18 protein-coding genes are annotated in these 15,206 nt (G+C 36.7%); 3 read left to right on the forward strand and 15 right to left on the reverse strand.

All coding sequences use genetic code 11. The annotated features are described in order from the left end of the window. Positions 1 to 509: 509 nt before the first annotated feature. The 4 genes from J2Z82_RS18930 to ectA form a co-directional block, all read right to left on the reverse strand. Positions 510 to 1,823 carry a SpoIID/LytB domain-containing protein gene (locus J2Z82_RS18930; RefSeq protein WP_245251804.1) on the reverse strand — a complete coding sequence of 438 codons (1,314 nt, stop codon included), beginning with the start codon at positions 1,821 to 1,823 and terminating at the stop codon, positions 510 to 512. A 428-nt stretch (positions 1,824 to 2,251) separates the two neighbouring features. Beyond that, positions 2,252 to 2,638, reverse strand: coding sequence for an ectoine synthase (locus J2Z82_RS18935; RefSeq protein ID WP_209482357.1), 387 nt, complete (start codon positions 2,636 to 2,638; stop codon positions 2,252 to 2,254). A 41-nt stretch (positions 2,639 to 2,679) separates the two neighbouring features. Further along, the gene (gene ectB, locus J2Z82_RS18940; RefSeq protein WP_209482358.1) at positions 2,680 to 3,960 is read right to left on the reverse strand and encodes a diaminobutyrate--2-oxoglutarate transaminase; all 1,281 of its coding nucleotides are present in this window, start codon (positions 3,958 to 3,960) and stop codon (positions 2,680 to 2,682) included. A 4-nt stretch (positions 3,961 to 3,964) separates the two neighbouring features. Then, positions 3,965 to 4,495 (reverse strand): diaminobutyrate acetyltransferase, encoded by a 531-nt coding sequence (ectA, locus tag J2Z82_RS18945; protein ID WP_209482374.1) that lies wholly within the window; start codon positions 4,493 to 4,495, stop codon positions 3,965 to 3,967. 383 nt (positions 4,496 to 4,878) lie between these two features. On the opposite strand from ectA, the gene J2Z82_RS18950 reads away from it, so the two are divergent. After that, the gene (locus tag J2Z82_RS18950) at positions 4,879 to 6,105 is read left to right on the forward strand and encodes a dicarboxylate/amino acid:cation symporter (protein WP_209482359.1); all 1,227 of its coding nucleotides are present in this window, start codon (positions 4,879 to 4,881) and stop codon (positions 6,103 to 6,105) included. 67 nt (positions 6,106 to 6,172) lie between these two features. On the opposite strand, the gene J2Z82_RS18955 is transcribed toward J2Z82_RS18950, so the two are convergent. The 11 genes from J2Z82_RS18955 to J2Z82_RS19005 all read right to left on the reverse strand — a co-directional run bounded on the left by J2Z82_RS18955 (position 6,173) and on the right by J2Z82_RS19005 (position 12,446). Continuing rightward, positions 6,173 to 6,556: a DUF302 domain-containing protein gene (locus tag J2Z82_RS18955; protein WP_209482360.1), complete on the reverse strand. Its 384-nt coding sequence runs from the start codon at positions 6,554 to 6,556 to the stop codon at positions 6,173 to 6,175. Positions 6,557 to 6,812: 256 nt separating this feature from the next. Next, entirely contained in the window at positions 6,813 to 7,172 is a 360-nt protein-coding gene (locus J2Z82_RS18960) for a rhodanese-like domain-containing protein (RefSeq protein ID WP_390313735.1), read from the reverse strand. A gap of 317 nt (positions 7,173 to 7,489) precedes the next feature. Continuing rightward, on the reverse strand, positions 7,490 to 8,275 hold the full coding sequence (locus J2Z82_RS18965; protein ID WP_209482362.1) for a sulfite exporter TauE/SafE family protein: 786 nt from the start codon (positions 8,273 to 8,275) through the stop codon (positions 7,490 to 7,492). Positions 8,276 to 8,320: 45 nt separating this feature from the next. Further along, positions 8,321 to 8,548: a sulfurtransferase TusA family protein gene (locus tag J2Z82_RS18970; protein WP_209482363.1), complete on the reverse strand. Its 228-nt coding sequence runs from the start codon at positions 8,546 to 8,548 to the stop codon at positions 8,321 to 8,323. 18 nt (positions 8,549 to 8,566) lie between these two features. Next, the gene (locus tag J2Z82_RS18975; protein WP_209482364.1) at positions 8,567 to 9,697 is read right to left on the reverse strand and encodes an MBL fold metallo-hydrolase; all 1,131 of its coding nucleotides are present in this window, start codon (positions 9,695 to 9,697) and stop codon (positions 8,567 to 8,569) included. Positions 9,698 to 9,717: 20 nt separating this feature from the next. Further along, positions 9,718 to 10,116, reverse strand: coding sequence for a DsrE/DsrF/DrsH-like family protein (locus tag J2Z82_RS18980; RefSeq protein WP_209482365.1), 399 nt, complete (start codon positions 10,114 to 10,116; stop codon positions 9,718 to 9,720). 22 nt (positions 10,117 to 10,138) lie between these two features. Beyond that, entirely contained in the window at positions 10,139 to 10,711 is a 573-nt protein-coding gene (locus J2Z82_RS18985) for a sulfurtransferase TusA family protein (protein ID WP_209482366.1), read from the reverse strand. Between the two features lie 13 nt (positions 10,712 to 10,724). Then, positions 10,725 to 11,024, reverse strand: a complete 300-nt coding sequence (locus tag J2Z82_RS18990) for a rhodanese-like domain-containing protein (RefSeq protein ID WP_209482367.1) — start codon at positions 11,022 to 11,024, stop codon at positions 10,725 to 10,727. A 179-nt stretch (positions 11,025 to 11,203) separates the two neighbouring features. Then, positions 11,204 to 11,683 (reverse strand): DsrE/DsrF/DrsH-like family protein, encoded by a 480-nt coding sequence (locus J2Z82_RS18995; protein WP_209482368.1) that lies wholly within the window; start codon positions 11,681 to 11,683, stop codon positions 11,204 to 11,206. Positions 11,684 to 11,827: 144 nt separating this feature from the next. Further along, a complete protein-coding gene (locus J2Z82_RS19000) occupies positions 11,828 to 12,088 on the reverse strand; it encodes a metal-sensitive transcriptional regulator (RefSeq protein ID WP_209482369.1) in 261 nt (86 codons plus the stop codon). A 19-nt stretch (positions 12,089 to 12,107) separates the two neighbouring features. Continuing rightward, the gene (locus J2Z82_RS19005; protein WP_209482370.1) at positions 12,108 to 12,446 is read right to left on the reverse strand and encodes a rhodanese-like domain-containing protein; all 339 of its coding nucleotides are present in this window, start codon (positions 12,444 to 12,446) and stop codon (positions 12,108 to 12,110) included. Positions 12,447 to 13,124: 678 nt separating this feature from the next. On the opposite strand from J2Z82_RS19005, the gene J2Z82_RS19010 reads away from it, so the two are divergent. Continuing rightward, positions 13,125 to 13,667, forward strand: coding sequence for a sigma-70 family RNA polymerase sigma factor (locus J2Z82_RS19010; protein ID WP_209482371.1), 543 nt, complete (start codon positions 13,125 to 13,127; stop codon positions 13,665 to 13,667). Further along, positions 13,660 to 14,817 (forward strand): hypothetical protein, encoded by a 1,158-nt coding sequence (locus J2Z82_RS19015; protein ID WP_209482372.1) that lies wholly within the window; start codon positions 13,660 to 13,662, stop codon positions 14,815 to 14,817. Before J2Z82_RS19010 ends, J2Z82_RS19015 begins: the two co-directional genes overlap by 8 nt. The last annotated feature ends 389 nt before the right edge of the window (positions 14,818 to 15,206 follow it).

The raw sequence follows: 15,206 nt of genomic DNA on the forward strand, positions 1-15,206 counted from the left end.
GCTTTAATAATTGAAATCAGGGTTTAAAAGTTTAACTTTTAACCTGTTTTCTTGACATACTGGTTGTTTTGTTCAGTTTTCAAGGAGCAAATTTCATTGCCGCCTCTCAAAATGGCGACTTTTTAAATATACCACATTAACATCAGAAATGTCAATAGATATTTTTTAATATATCCCGTTGCTTTTTTGCGCAACCCATTTAATATATCATTCTATCAATACGCTGTCAATACGAAAGTTTTGCTTCAAAAAGTGTTAGCAACTACATTTTCTGCCGTCTAAGCAATAACAGTTAGCTACATTTTTTCACAGCGAGATCAATATTACAGCTATTCATGAAAATAGTCAATAAGCTTCAAGAACTTTTTTTAGGTTTTTAGCTGTAAATTAATTCCATACCATTATGAAGGGATATACTTGATATCGATAACATTCCGTACATTAAATTCTTTTCCCCTTATTATCTAATACTAAACCTATTAATCAAATTTATTATACCTGGCCAATATCTAATCACTATTCATATCCGTAATCGAGGTCCCTGGATAATAGAACTGAATAATTTCCTTGTAACTACTTCCTTTTTGTCCCATTATGTGTGCCCCCCATTGACTCATTCCTACACCATGACCAAAGCCCCTTCCTTTCATCGTGTAAGTTCCTTCATTTTTTTCAAGTGAATCAATTAAATAACTCTTAAAAATAGTTCCACCAACTAATGGACGGATATGATCTATCGCTACATCATCAAGTACAATCTGTTCGAATAGGATAGTTCCCTCCTGTAGCCTATGTAAAAACTCGATTGTAATCGATCCTTTTATCCTACGCTCAGACTCATGCCTATTATTGGATAATTCAAAGTTAGGTATGGAGAGAATTTTAATATCTCCAGAATAACCATTTCGCTGCAGCCAACCTTTCATCGATGATGTGATATCTTGATTCTTCTCCACTATTTCCTTCCACCAGTGTGGGTTGTCCCAATTAATTGTGTTAAGTGGAATTTGTACTTCGTTCAGGTTAAACTCCCAAGGATGAATTGGATCGTATGGATCTTTTTTCACCGGGAAATATGGCAATGATTTTCCGCCCCATACATGCGCATTATTCTCAGTAACCCCTCCATTACTTGCAGAATAAAAGGCGTTAATTGGCTTATTCTGGTAGGTGATTACCTCACCACGTGTTTCTTCAACAGCTTTTGTAGTATTTTTATACCACGTATAACCACCATAGACCTGATAGCGAATTGTATCATCAATAATTCCCGATGTATGGGTGGCGGCATATGTTCTCGCTGCCAATGTTTGTGCCTTCAACGTTTCGAGTCCCCAAGATGGGAAAACTTCATTTGGTACAACTCCCTTCAAGTAATCTTCAAGTGGCAGTTGATTAACGGGACGAATGAATTTTTTGTCCTCTATCATAAATTCCATGGCTCCCAAATACGGCCTATCATTCACAGTAATACGATGATCATTACCATAAGCTTTTGGAATAAGGACTAAGGATTCTTTTATCTTCAGTTTTTTACCCGCACCCTCCAAAATAAAAAAATCGTTCTTTGTAACGGTTAAAGAATAATTCACTCCTTCTTGTAGTGATAACATAGGATCAAGCGTATGATATTCTCCTTTAAACTGAAATTTTAATTCTGATGTTTTATCAATATGATTTACAAGCTTCACTGTAATCATTTCCTCTGCAATCAGTGACTTCGGAAATAAAGAGAATAGAACTATCGCGAAAAATATTAGAAGGTATCTCATATCTTTATAATTCCAACGTGTGATGTGATTATTCAAAGCTTTATAAATCATTTAATTTCAAACCACTTCGTTAAAGGGTTCTTCGGATTAAACCACCCTATACTTTGGAGTACAAGCCTTAATGGTGAGTGCACAGTATTTAATTAAACTCTCTTAACTGCAACAAAAGCGCAAGCGCCTGTTCAGCGCCGTATGGACTGGACTGACCCGTGTGAGATAAAGGATACACGAAGAGCGTAAGCGATTCGATGTTGACTTATCGTAGACACGGGGAAGGAAGTCCACTAGGCGCTAGGCGCTGGCCGGTGAGAACGCCACGTCCTGTGGCATCACCGGCACTAGTACGTCCTGTACGTCGGAGTTGGACATGGCTGATTCGGGAGTCCAGGTTATCCACAGCTCTTAAAATTTATAGTTTCTTAAACTGTAAAAAAAGGTAAGAAAACAGGAACAACCTGATTTCTTACCTTAATCAATTCTTATTCTGTTAGCAGTGGATAATATCCTTCTTCATTATGTGTTTCAGTTCCAACTAATGGAGGATTAAATACACACACCATGCGCATTTGTGTTCTGGCACGGAGTCTATGCTTTTCGTAATCATTTAAAAGATACATTGTTCCTGGTTTTAGTTGAAAGACTTCACCAGTTTTTAGACTTTCAACTTCTCCTTCTCCTTCTATACAATAAACTGCTTCGATATGGTTTTTATACCAGAAGAAATTATCTGTGCCTGCTTTTATAATTGTATCGTTCATGCTAAAGCCGACTTTTTCTTTATTTAGAATAAATCTGCGACTCGTCCAGTTCTCTCCAGATGTTTCATCTTTTGTTCCTTTTATATCTTCAAGTGATTTTACGATCATATCAAATTCCCCTTTAGCGTTGTATTTTTTTGTAGTTTATTCTATTTAGCAAGAACATGTTTTATGCTATCTTCAAGAATTCCTAATCCTTTTTCAAGTCCTTCTATATCAATAATAAGTGGTGGTAGGAATTTAATAACTTCATCATTTGGTCCTGAAGTCTCTACAATTAAGCCACGATTAAATGCTTCTGCACAAATATCATCTGCAAGTCCATCAACGTCGATGGCTATTCCCTGCATTAAACCTCTTCCACGTGGTGTACCTTTAAGTTCAGGATACTTGTCTATAATCATTTCTACATTTTTACTCAAGAAGGATGCTTTTTCCTGAACTGCTAAAGCAAAGTCATCTGTTTCCCAATTGGATAATGCTTCAGTTGCTGCAATAAATGCAAGATTATTCCCACGGAAAGTACCATTATGTTCTCCTGGGCCCCAATGCTTATCATACTCTGGTTTAATTAGCGTAATTGCCATTGGTAAACCAAATCCACCGATTGATTTTGAAAGGCAGACAATATCAGGGTTTATCCCAGCAGGTTCGAAGCTAAAGAACGTACCTGTACGTCCGTTACCCGCTTGAACATCATCAATTATTAATAAAATGTCCCAGCGCTTACATAACGTTTCTACTTTCTTCAGCCATTCCATTCTTGCAGCGTTAATGCCACCTTCTCCTTGAACAGTTTCCAGAATAATTGCAGCTGGCAGCGCAACTCCACTTCCGCTGTCTTCAAGAAATCTTTCCAGGTAAGCAATTGTATCTTGATCTTCCACATAATCATCAAATGGCATTGAAACCGAATGGTGCAACGGAACTCCTGCCCCATGACGCTTAAATGAATTCCCTGTTACAGAGAGCGACCCAATTGTCATGCCATGAAATGCATTGGTAAAGCTAATTACCGAATCTCGCCCTGTTACTTTCCTAGCAATTTTCAATGCACTCTCAACAGTATTGGTGCCGGTTGGTCCTGGAAACATTACTTTGTAATCGAGCTCGCGAGGTGTAAGAATTACTTCTTTGAAGCGTTCAAGAAATTCTTTTCTTGGGTTAGTTCCCATATCGAGGCTATGAATAATTCCATCATTACGAATATATTCAATTACTTTTTCCTGCATGGTTTGGTCATTATGACCATAATTAAGTGTACCTGCCCCTGCAAAAAAATCAATATATTCTATTCCATCTGTGTCCCACATTTTATATCCCTTGGCCTTCTGGAAAATGGTTGGCCAACCTCGGCTATAACTTCTTACCGCAGATTCCAATTCTTCAAACGTTTTCATTTTCGCATCAGTAAGTTCTGCTGTTGCCATTTTATCATCCTTTTATAATTTTATTTTCTTCCTTGATAGGTCCAATCTTAAACAATAGTTCATCTTCATGACCTTCTCGAGGAAAGTCGTCAGCTGAAAAATAATCATTTATTAAACAATTCGTTTCAAGTTTCATCGCAAGACCTTTAAATAAATGCTGAGATGGTGTATTTGATGGGGAGACAGTTGCTTCAACATAAGAAACTTCTTCACAAAATGTACGATTTAGTAATTGATACAACATCTTCGTTCCTAGACCTCTGCCACGCTCGGATTCATTTACGGCAACCTGCCAAATAAACAGTGTGTCCGGGCTATCCGGGTGAATAAATCCGGAAATAAAACCAACCGTATTCCCTTCTCTTTCAGCAACAATGGATGTTTCAGAGAATAATTCACACCACATCAAATAGCTATAAGAAGAATTTAGGTCAAGAACCCCAGTATCTTTAATCAGTTCCCAAACTGCAGCACCATCATTTTTATCAGGCTTGCGAAAATGAAATTCTGTTTTTATGTCATTTGGTATTGATATTTCACTTGTTCCACCTTTATAGATGCTCTCACCTCCCAAACTTTTTAACTTACTATAATAGCTTATATTGAAACGACAGGAAATATCAAAACGATTTAATCGTTGTTTAGCCTGTTTAAACGTTATTTGCTACGTTCTGTTCCATTTAGTTGCCATGAACTAATAGTAGCTATAAATTATTAAGGAATAAACCGAATTTTAAAGAATTTGGTGTAAAATACCAAATTATGTAACTGTTAACACATAAATTTATGGAGTAAAAGTCCACTTTTATACTTATCAATGTATTAATTAAATGGACATAACATATTTATTAAATATGAATTTAAGGGTTGTTTTAATCTTACTAAAACATTCCAAAAATATTAAAGGAGGTAGATTTAATGGAGAGAAAAATAGGATTGCTCCCGCAAATCTTAATTGCTTTTGTTTTAGCTATTATTGCAGGGATTATTTTTGGACCCAGCATTGAAATTGTCCAGCCATTAGGGGATTTATTTTTACGTCTTATTCAATTTATTATCGTACCGTTGGTTGCCTCTTCACTAATTGTAGGAGTTGCTAGCACAGGAAACATGAAAACGCTTGGAAGAATAGGTGGAAAAACTATTGGTTATTACTTAGCTACAACACTTGTAGCGGTTACCATTGGCCTATTTGCAGGATTATTGTTTTCGCCGGGAGCTGGGGTTGATATCTCCAATGCCGGAGAAATTCCTGAAGCAACTGAAACAGGCAGCATTACCGACATATTGCTCAACATTATACCAACTAATCCGCTTGCCAGTTTATCAAGTGGAAATATTCTGCAAATCATTTTCTTTTCACTTTTCTTAGGTGTTGGAATCACAATGGTAGGGAAAAAAGCAGACCCAGTGTATCATTTCTTTGATGGGCTTGCAGAAATTATGTATAAAATCACCTGGGTTATTATGAAACTCATCCCTATTGGTATCTTCGGCTTATTAGCACCAATTATTGGGGAGTACGGTCTTACCGTCCTGCTTCCTTTGATTAAGCTGATTTCCGTCGTTGCCATCGCCTGTATCGTGCATGTTCTGGTCACCTATTCCATTGCTGTTAAAACGCTTGGAAAAATGAATCCAATCCAGTTTTTCAAAGGAATTGCTCCAGCCAGTCTAGTAGCATTCAGTACACAAAGCAGTTCTGGTACATTACCTGTCACGATAAAATGTACCGAAGACAATTTAGGCGTATCGAAAAAGATATCAAGTTTTATATTGCCGTTAGGTGCAACAATTAATATGGACGGTACATCACTTTATTTGAGTGTTGCAACACTATTCACAGCTCAAGCATTTGGAGTTGAATTATCTTTTGGGCAAATGTTAATGATTGTTCTAATCGCAACTCTTGGTTCAATAGGTACTGCCGGAGTCCCAGGGGCTGGATTAGTCATGCTAGTACTAGTTCTAACTGCTGTAAACTTGCCTCTAGAAGCTATTGCATTAATTGCTGGTGTTGACCGTTTCATGGATATGTTCCGTACCGCAACGAATATCACAGGAGACGCAGCGGGTGCTCTAATTATCGGAAAATCCGAAAATGAGGCTGATCAGGATCTTGATTCTAATTCTGCAGTAAGTTAGATGAACTTTCTCAATTGCTAATCAAAAGGACAATGGGAATAAGTGATATACCCATTGTCCTCTCTGTTTAAATACTTTTATCAATACAAGAAATCATTCTATTTTCGATATCACGGGCAATTTCATTAAGGGATTCATCTTCAACCATTTGGATTAATGCAGTTGGCTTTGGCATACCAATTTTAGTCATTCCAGCATCTTCATAAACGACAATTTTACATGGCAAAAAATAACCTACCAGCTGATTTTGTGATAACACTCGTTGCGCTTCTTTTGGATTACAAACCTCTAGAACTTGAAAAGGCTGATTAAATTCAAACCCCTTTTTCTGCAATGTGTCTTTAACATCAAATTGCCAGAGCACGCCGAATTTTTCTTCCTTCAAGCTTTGTTCAAGTGATTGGATAGCTTCCTCTAATGATTTGGTTGTTTCAACTGTATAATGAAACATAATAGTCATCTCCTTTTAAATAGCTCGTTAATTTTATTTAAGCTGACTTTTCCAATCGTTCATTTCAACCAACCATATCCTCTGCTTTGTAACCAAATGCACTAACGTATTTATGCTCTGCCTTTTTCAAAGTAGATGGTGGCTGGCACGCTTTAATCAGACGGGTATCTTTGCCGTCAGGAATATCGACTTTTTTGTCCTTAAGTCGGTTGCTACCCCATGAGATGTGAATTGATTTGCCATTTGCCGTTCTTTTCTATACCCAGGCCCCCATGCCACCTTTTACATTATTCACTTTCTCAAATCCCTTTTTCTTTAGTATTTTAGAAGCCTTCATACTTCTCATTCCGCTTTGGCAAATTACAACTACTTCTTTGCTTTTATCCAAATCCGCTGATTTGTTTGCCAGCTCGGATAATGGAATGTTCTTGAAAGGCTTTCGATGATTCGCTTTGTATTCACCGGGTGTTCTCACATCAATAAACTGTGCACCATTTTTTTCACTGAATTTATTTTTTGCTTCTTGCGTCGTAATATTTGAAATACCCTTAGTAGGCATAAAACGACTAAATACAAACCATGCTGCACCAATAATTATTATCCATTGAATAATCATTTCCATACGACAACTCCCCCTATAATGAAAGCAAATCATGACAGATTGGCTTTCTATTAATTAAAATCTTATTAAGGCTGTTTTCTGCAATTTTGTTGCTATCATCTATAAATTGTAACGCATCCTATAAGTTAAAGTTGACCGACGCTGTGGAAAAAACACAAGCTTACCTGGACAGCAACTCGGTCTAGTCGTAACAAATTACGCTCACTGCTGGGTATTTCTTGCTGCTCTAAGAGTCTCGCATTTTTCCACAGTTGCGGTGACAACCACTCAAAATATTTTGGAAAAAGCAACAATTTTGTAGAAAGCTGCTATTAACTAAAAATATCTAACCAGATTTTGATAGCTGTTCCAAGTATGAGAATAGCTAGAATCCATTGCAGAATTTTTGTATTTACTTTTTGGCCAAATTTCGCGCCAAGTGGTGATGCTATTAAGCTTGCTATGATCATAATTATAGCTGGAATAAATAAAACCTGACCAGTCAGCAATTTACCTGTCGTCGAACCAATTGAAGAAATAAATGTAATTGCTAATGATGTCGCAATCGTCATTCTCGTTGGTATCTTCAAAACGATCAGCATAATTGGTACTAGGATAAATGCACCCGCTGCACCGACAATACCCGCTCCTACTCCTACAATCAAAGCAAGAGATGCTGCTAACCATTTATTAAACGTAACTTGGTCAAATGGTATGTCATCAAGTCCTTTTTTTGGCACAAACATCATAACAGCAGCAATTGTTGCTAATACACCATATACTAGGTTAATTCCCGCATCTGTCATGAATTGGGATCCATACCCACCGACAAAGCTACCGATTAAAATACTGATTCCCATGTAAATGATCAACGTCTTATTTAAATAGCCGCCTTTGCGGTATGCCCAAACACCACCGATAGTGGCAAATAGAACTTGAACGGCACTTATACCAGCAACTTCATGAGCAGTAAATGTAGATAGACCTACCATTGCCGGGATATATAATAGCATAGGATACTTAATGATAGAGCCACCGATTCCAACCATTCCTGAAACAAAAGAACCGATAAACCCAATAAGAAAAATTGTTACTAAAAATATAATACTGTATTCCATATTTTATCCCCCTAATAAGAGGGGACCCATGCTACTGGGTCTCCTTTATCCTTTTTTAATCCAAAATTTGAGTACATCGTCTTCTTCTGTATCTTTTAGTAATTCATGACCACCAGATTTTGCCCATGCAGCCAAGTCGCTTTTAGCTCCCTTATCGGTTGCATGAACCTCTAAAACTTCACCTGTATTAATATCCTTCATTGCCTTTTTTGTTTTCACAACAGGCATAGGACATGCCATTCCTTTTGCGTCTAACAATTTTGCTGAATCCATTATTATTTCCTCCTTTTATTATCCTTGAACCGCACAACGGTTAGGTCCAATTTCCATTTCTCTTTGTTTTTCGTTTTCAGGTGTTATTTTACCCATATTTGTTTTACGAATATCTTCATAAGCGTTTGGCTGTGGCGGAAGGTTTTCCGTCACCATTTTTCTAAATTCATTCTCATCATCTACTTGTAAACCTTCATTATATTGATAAAGATCTCCTAAACGAGCTGATACACTACCGTCATCCCCTAGTTCCTCTGCAAATGAGTAGTGTGCAGGTAACACAATTAAATCATCAGAAAGCTCTTTATAACGGCTATAAAGCGTGTTACGAAGATCTCCTACCCAATCTTCTGCTTTTCCTGCTAAGTCAGGACGGCCAATTGATTTCACAAATAGAATATCTCCTGTTAACAAGTACTTATCATCAATAATGAGTGAAGTACTTCCAAGCGTGTGTCCAGGCGAATAAACAGGTTGTACCTTAACGGTTGTATTTCCAACGACTATATCATTACCTTCTTCAAGTGCAGCATAGTCAAATGTGACTTCCTCTGCATCTTTTGGAGGAAGATGATAAGTTCCATCCACTTTTTCTGCTAACTCATGACCACCAGATATGTGATCGGCGTGTAAGTGAGTATCAATTAGGTGCTTAATCTGCACACCTTCTTCATCCGCGAATTTTTCATAATTAGTAATCATGCGGTTTGAATCCACAATTGCTGCTTCACCATTAGATTCAATAAAATATGATAAGCACCCTTTACCTAGACGGACAAATTGATAAAGACTTCCACCATCTTTTAAGTCAGCAATTTTCACTGGTTCTAAATGTTCGCTCCATGCTTTCATTCCACCTTCAAGATCATACACATTGGTGAAACCCTCTTCTTCCATCATCTCAGCTATCATCTGTGATGATCCGCCTTTTGCACAGACAACGATAATCTCCTGATCCTTATTAAGTTTTTCAGCTACAGGATCTACACCATCTAACAAATTAAAATACGGTTCATTTATTACTTCTACTTTTCCGCCTTCAATTTTCCAGTCATCAAATTCATCTGTATTACGAACATCTAAAATTAACGTTTCCTCATGATTAACAACTTTTTTTGCTAATTCTTTTGTTGTCATTGTTTGTGACATAATACTTTTCCCCTCCTAAATTAAAATGTTAATGTTATATTCGCATCCTTTGCGTAGTCGATAAATGAAGCAGCACCGCCAACTTCTATCCCCTCAATAAATGCATCTTTTTCTAAGTTCATAACATCCATTGTCATTTGACATGCAATTAACTTGATACCCATTTCCTGGGCGATACCTACAAGTTCCTCAATAGAAGGAACATTTGCTTGCTCAAATCCTTCTTGGAAGTGCTCTTTCCCTTCAGGAAGCGGCAAGTTTTTATGTCCTTCCTTATGAATTAAATTCAACCCTTCAAACGTAAAGAATATTCCAACATCTTCATCAGAAGCTGCAGCTGCTGTAGCTACATTAAATACTTTATAAGCATCAAATAAACTTCCGTTTGCAGCAATAATTGCTACTTTTGCATTAGCCATTTCAAATTCCTCCAATTTATTTTTAGTTATTTTTTTCTGTTGAACCTTCCCATTTGGACATTCCTGGTACAACATTTTTTACATTTTTATACCCTTTTTCAGTTAGTTTTTGAGCCGCTAAATCACTCCGGTTTCCTGTACGGCAAACCACATGCAGTTCTTTATCCTTATCTAACTCTTTAAATCTTTCTTCAAGTTCTCCCAGAGGTATATTTAAAGCTCCAGGAATATGCCCAAAGGCAAATTCTGCAGGCTCACGAACATCCAAAATCGCAATATCCTCATCGCCGTCTATTTTACTGCGAAGTTCTTCCAAATCTGTAACTTCTTCATGTTTTGTTTCTTCCTTCGCTTCTGCATCATCTGCTTTTCGTAGATAGTGCTTCAATACATCATCTTCTTCAACCGTGCCAAGATAATGATGACCTGTACTCTCTGCCCAAGCTTTAATATCTGCAGTAGATCCTTTATCAGTTGCTTGCACTTCCATCACTTGACCTGGATCTAAGTTTGTAATAGCTTTCTTTGTTTTAACAATTGGCATTGGACAAGCCAACCCTTTTGCATCTAATGTTTCATTTGCTGTAATAGCCATGTTAACTCCTCCTTTATTTCTCTACTTCATCTTTCCAATCAAGCATTCCGCCAGCCACGTTCGTTACATCATATCCTTGTTCTTTTAGAAACTCACTTGCTTTTCCACTTCTTCCCCCGGAACGGCACACCATATAATGATGTTTATCTTTATCAATTTCATTTAATCTTTCCGGGATTTGACCAAGCGGTATATGGGTTGCACCTGGTATTTTCCCTTGAGCTACCTCATCATCTTCTCGCACATCGATAATATTCACGTTTTCTTCATCTTTTAATTTTTTTGCTAAATCTTTCGTTGTAATTTCCTTCATGATTTCCCCTCCAATTAGTTATATTTCTATATTCCCCCGCTAGTATAAAATTATAATACATACCTAATGGGGTATATTAAGAGCTAAAAAAATTTCATTAAGACTTGATGAGTGACCTTTCGATTCAATTTGAAACGAGTTCACGTTATCATTAACTCGGAAGACCTTATACTTAACTGCTAAATAAATAAACTTACATTTCCATCTTCTGCTTCACCAATATATGCTGCTACTCCTCCATATTCAATTTCATCAAGTAATTCATCTTTTTGGAGTCCAAGCAAATCCATTGTCATGGTACATGCAATTAGGTTTACATCTTGTTCTTGTGCCATTTCTACTAACTGAGGTAGAGGCATTGCATTGTGCTTCTTCATAACATTCTTTATCATCTTTTGACCCATTCCTAGATAGTTCATCTTGGAAAGTCCCATTTTATCAACGCCTCTTGGCATCATTTTCCCAAACATCTTTTCCATTAAACCTTTTTTAACTGGAACCTGGTTCTCTTTACGAAGTGCATTAAGTCCCCAAAAAGTATGGAATATAGTTACTTCGTGGTCATACGCAGCTGCACCATTCGCTATGATATATGCTGCCATTGCTTTATCATAATCACCACTAAACAAAACAATTGTTGTTTTTTTCTGATCTGACATTCCGCATTCTCCTTTTTAAATTAAATCAATCTAAATACATATACCTGTATGGGTATTATTCCGTTTTTAAAAAAAGGGTTAACCTTTTTGCTTAACCCAATTAGTATAGTAATGGACTTAAAAAAAATTGTCAACCTCATCTGTTTATCTACTTTTAACAAGTAAATTAACTGCTTCTTTAATAAGGTCTTCTGATGTTTCTCCATCTTCCTTTTCCTCACGAATGCATTGTTCAAGATTTGTGCTGACGACTAATGCTGCACTACGGTCTATCGCACTTCTAACAGCCGACATTTGAGTCACGACATCACGACATTCCTTTTCTTCTTCCATCATTTTCAATAAACCTCGAACTTGCCCTTCAATACGCTTCATTCTATTTTTCATTTGATCATCATATTGCATCTTAACGACACTCCTTCCGTTAATCTTTTACCATATGATACCCTACAACACGTTTGCCTTTGTTTCGCAAAATTCTTGTACTTACATTTTTACCTACAAAGTCTGAAGCAATTACAACAATGTTTTTATCTGGAATATCATGAAAATGCCGATTTAAATATGGCACAGGAATGCTATAGGCTTGTTCTATTATATCATTAAACGAATCCTGATAATCTCTTGTGTCGACTATTGCAACATCCTCTTTAGAATAGGATACATAATTCCGGTCCATTTTGCCAATCCCAAAGACTGGCATATACCTTTGATAGAGAAACAATAAGATGAAAGTTATTAATATGACAAGTGCTATACTCATTGCTTTCCCCTTTCAAAATTTTATCAAATCAATTCCAATAATATACCCGTGTAGGTATTTTGTCAACAACTAAATTTGTATAAGAAAAATTGATTAGAAAACTTGGCTTATCGGCAAGCCTTAATATAAGATAGGCCTTAGTTGCACCTATACAGTAAGAAAGGATTTATACTTTTGTATGAAAAAACTCTCTAGCTTGATTACAAATTCACTTTTATAATAAATGCGGACGAACGGGGTACTCTTTAACTTCTACAAAAGGTTAACGGAATCTAAGACTTTTATTTATTAACGGACACAGGAGACCTTATTTCTATAAAAAAGTGATATTTTCGGAATTATCCGGACACAGAAGCCCTTATTTTTCATATATCATGGTTATTAGAGGGCATTTGTGCTAAATAAGGTCCCTGGTGTCCGTCAACACAACATTTTCATGAATTTTTACCAAATAAGGTCTCTGGTGTCCGCAAAACCTCAAATTTGCAATATGAAAACACCTCTTTAATTCGATTACAAATTCATTTTATGGATAGATGGTGGCTGAGCATTCGGCAGGCTATTGGATTCTTAACTGCAAATAAAGGCTCTAAAAAGAAAATAAGAAGAAAATAACTTTAAAACAGACCTTAGCTCGATCCCAATCGTTAAATAATGTAGGGAAGGAGAGATGAGCTGGTGACCGAATATACAAATAACACAACTAACCTTACTCGTGATCAAGCAATTGAATTTATCATGAATCATTATGGTGAAGCCGTCAAACGAATAATTTATTCGTACGTTAAAAATTTCCACACGACCGATGATTTATTTCAGGAAGTGCTAATCCTTGTATATAGGAAATGGGAAAAATATGATAGCAAATATCAGTTAAAAACCTGGGTAGTAAGAATTGCCATCAACCGCTGCAAAGATTATTTGCGATCACCGCTCCATCGTATCAAACTCGTAAAAGAGCAGTGGCTGGACCAAAAGGATCATCAAGATGCAGAAAAAGCTGTTATTCAACAAGAACAATGGGATGAGCTTGCAGAAGCAATACTAAACTTACCCATCAAGAATAGAGAAGTAATGATTTTAACGTTTCAGCAAAATATGTCATTGAAGGAAATAGCCGAAGTCACAGGTACTCCTGTTTCAACAATTAAAACTCGAATGCAGCGAGCCAAAAGCCTATTAAAAAAACATGTCAGTGAGGAGGAATGGACCCTTGGATAATAAAGATCTTAAAAAGTCTCTTGACCGGAAAATAAGTGAAAAACCCTTGTTTACCAATGCGGACCGTGAGCGATTTTATGAATGGAAGCAAAATACACCTCATAAAAAGAAACAATTTACCGCTTTCCCAAAGATAGTTACAGCATTATTCTTTATTGGCTTGGTTAGTGGTTTTATTTATTATGCAGGTTCAGAGAATCCTTTTCAACAGCCTTTCCCTTCTGACCAATCTGCTGACAAAGAAAACCAGGAGCCAAATGAGAGAAACAATCCAATCGATTTCTCCTCTAAAGTAAAACCAAGAACTGAACAAATTAAAGAGAGTTTCAATTATGACTTAACCTTACAGGAGGCCAAATCATTGTATGGAAAATACGGAGAAGGACTTACTTACGAAAAAACTAACCCATCAACAGGCAATACTAATTTAACTAGTGAGTTCGTTTATTTCAAGTCTGATGAATTTAATCATGCGGAAAACATGTCTTTTAATGAAGAAGACTTTAAGCAAGGAAACCTTGGTATTCTATTTCAAATTACCTGGAAAAACGAAAACGAGTTGCAGTCAGCGATGCTCACCTATTTATCAAAAAACGGAGAACGTATCGTAACCGAAAAGTATACTTCCGATGGATACTTTGAAGGTAAAGATCAAGAACGAGTACAACTAAAATACACACTTGATATGCAAGGGTTAGTATTGGAATCAATAGGTGAATCCATTAATAAGAATCCAGAGAATTTAACAAAAGATGACCTTCAGGAGGTAGAAACATTAAAGATAGATGCTTCTGAATCAAGTGGTATCTATGACGTAAAAGGGGATCTCGAACACTTTAGTTCCATGTCACAATTAACGTCGCTTACCTTAAATCAAGCCACCATTCCTGAACATCTTTTGGAAGTAATTCCAAACCTGGATAAAGTGACATTTATTGGACCAACTCTAAACGATTTAAGTTCTGTTTCGTCTGCCTTAGATAAAATCACTTATTTGGATATTAAAGAAAGTTCCTTTAGAGGAAATGCTGAAGATATTATGAAACTCGAAAATTTAGAAATTGTAATACTGGATAAATCGACCGTGACAGACTGGGAACAACTTGAACAGAATGGAATTACAGTACTGGAAAATCCTCCAGCAAATTAAGTAAACCCGGCGGATCGTTATAGGGGTGTTTATAAGGGGTGCTTTACTTCTTAGCCACTATACTTTAGAGTTCAATCCTACAGTTACGCAGTATCTTTACTGAACTGGCCAGAGAAAGTGGCTGGGACAAAAGTATTTAGTCAAAGCAAAATCCGAACTATGACTCAAAATTCTTGAAATAGAATTCGAATTAGTTCAGATTTTTGCAGTTAAGAATGAAAAACTACTTTCTTACGGCATAAGTGCAACCATGGCAGATTAGATATAAACTGCGAACTAGTTGGGTGCAATAAAACCGCTACGGAAATACACTTCGCTTTCCGTGGGCGGCTGATGAGCCTCCTTGCTCCTACGTCGCTGCGTAGTCTCATCTAGGCCTCAGCTCCCAC

This window comes from Virgibacillus litoralis, assembly GCF_017873675.1.
Taxonomy (GTDB): domain Bacteria; phylum Bacillota; class Bacilli; order Bacillales; family Amphibacillaceae; genus Lentibacillus; species Lentibacillus litoralis.

What these genes read in the sequence shown, in the direction of transcription:
- J2Z82_RS18995 (WP_209482368.1), bottom strand. Translation starts at nt 11,683, where the DNA reads ATGTCAGATCAGAAAAAAACAACAATTGTTTTGTTTAGTGGTGATTAT.
- J2Z82_RS18935 (WP_209482357.1), bottom strand. Translation starts at nt 2,638, where the DNA reads ATGATCGTAAAATCACTTGAAGATATAAAAGGAACAAAAGATGAAACA.
- J2Z82_RS18950 (WP_209482359.1), top strand. Translation starts at nt 4,879, where the DNA reads ATGGAGAGAAAAATAGGATTGCTCCCGCAAATCTTAATTGCTTTTGTT.
- J2Z82_RS19005 (WP_209482370.1), bottom strand. Translation starts at nt 12,446, where the DNA reads ATGAGTATAGCACTTGTCATATTAATAACTTTCATCTTATTGTTTCTC.
- J2Z82_RS18970 (WP_209482363.1), bottom strand. Translation starts at nt 8,548, where the DNA reads ATGGATTCAGCAAAATTGTTAGACGCAAAAGGAATGGCATGTCCTATG.
- J2Z82_RS18930 (WP_245251804.1), bottom strand. Translation starts at nt 1,823, where the DNA reads ATGATTTATAAAGCTTTGAATAATCACATCACACGTTGGAATTATAAA.
- ectB (WP_209482358.1), bottom strand. Translation starts at nt 3,960, where the DNA reads ATGGCAACAGCAGAACTTACTGATGCGAAAATGAAAACGTTTGAAGAA.
- J2Z82_RS18955 (WP_209482360.1), bottom strand. Translation starts at nt 6,556, where the DNA reads ATGTTTCATTATACAGTTGAAACAACCAAATCATTAGAGGAAGCTATC.
- J2Z82_RS18990 (WP_209482367.1), bottom strand. Translation starts at nt 11,024, where the DNA reads ATGAAGGAAATTACAACGAAAGATTTAGCAAAAAAATTAAAAGATGAA.
- J2Z82_RS18960 (WP_390313735.1), bottom strand. Translation starts at nt 7,172, where the DNA reads ATGATTATTCAATGGATAATAATTATTGGTGCAGCATGGTTTGTATTT.
- J2Z82_RS18965 (WP_209482362.1), bottom strand. Translation starts at nt 8,275, where the DNA reads ATGGAATACAGTATTATATTTTTAGTAACAATTTTTCTTATTGGGTTT.
- J2Z82_RS18975 (WP_209482364.1), bottom strand. Translation starts at nt 9,697, where the DNA reads ATGTCACAAACAATGACAACAAAAGAATTAGCAAAAAAAGTTGTTAAT.
- J2Z82_RS18985 (WP_209482366.1), bottom strand. Translation starts at nt 10,711, where the DNA reads ATGGCTATTACAGCAAATGAAACATTAGATGCAAAAGGGTTGGCTTGT.
- J2Z82_RS19000 (WP_209482369.1), bottom strand. Translation starts at nt 12,088, where the DNA reads ATGCAATATGATGATCAAATGAAAAATAGAATGAAGCGTATTGAAGGG.
- J2Z82_RS18980 (WP_209482365.1), bottom strand. Translation starts at nt 10,116, where the DNA reads ATGGCTAATGCAAAAGTAGCAATTATTGCTGCAAACGGAAGTTTATTT.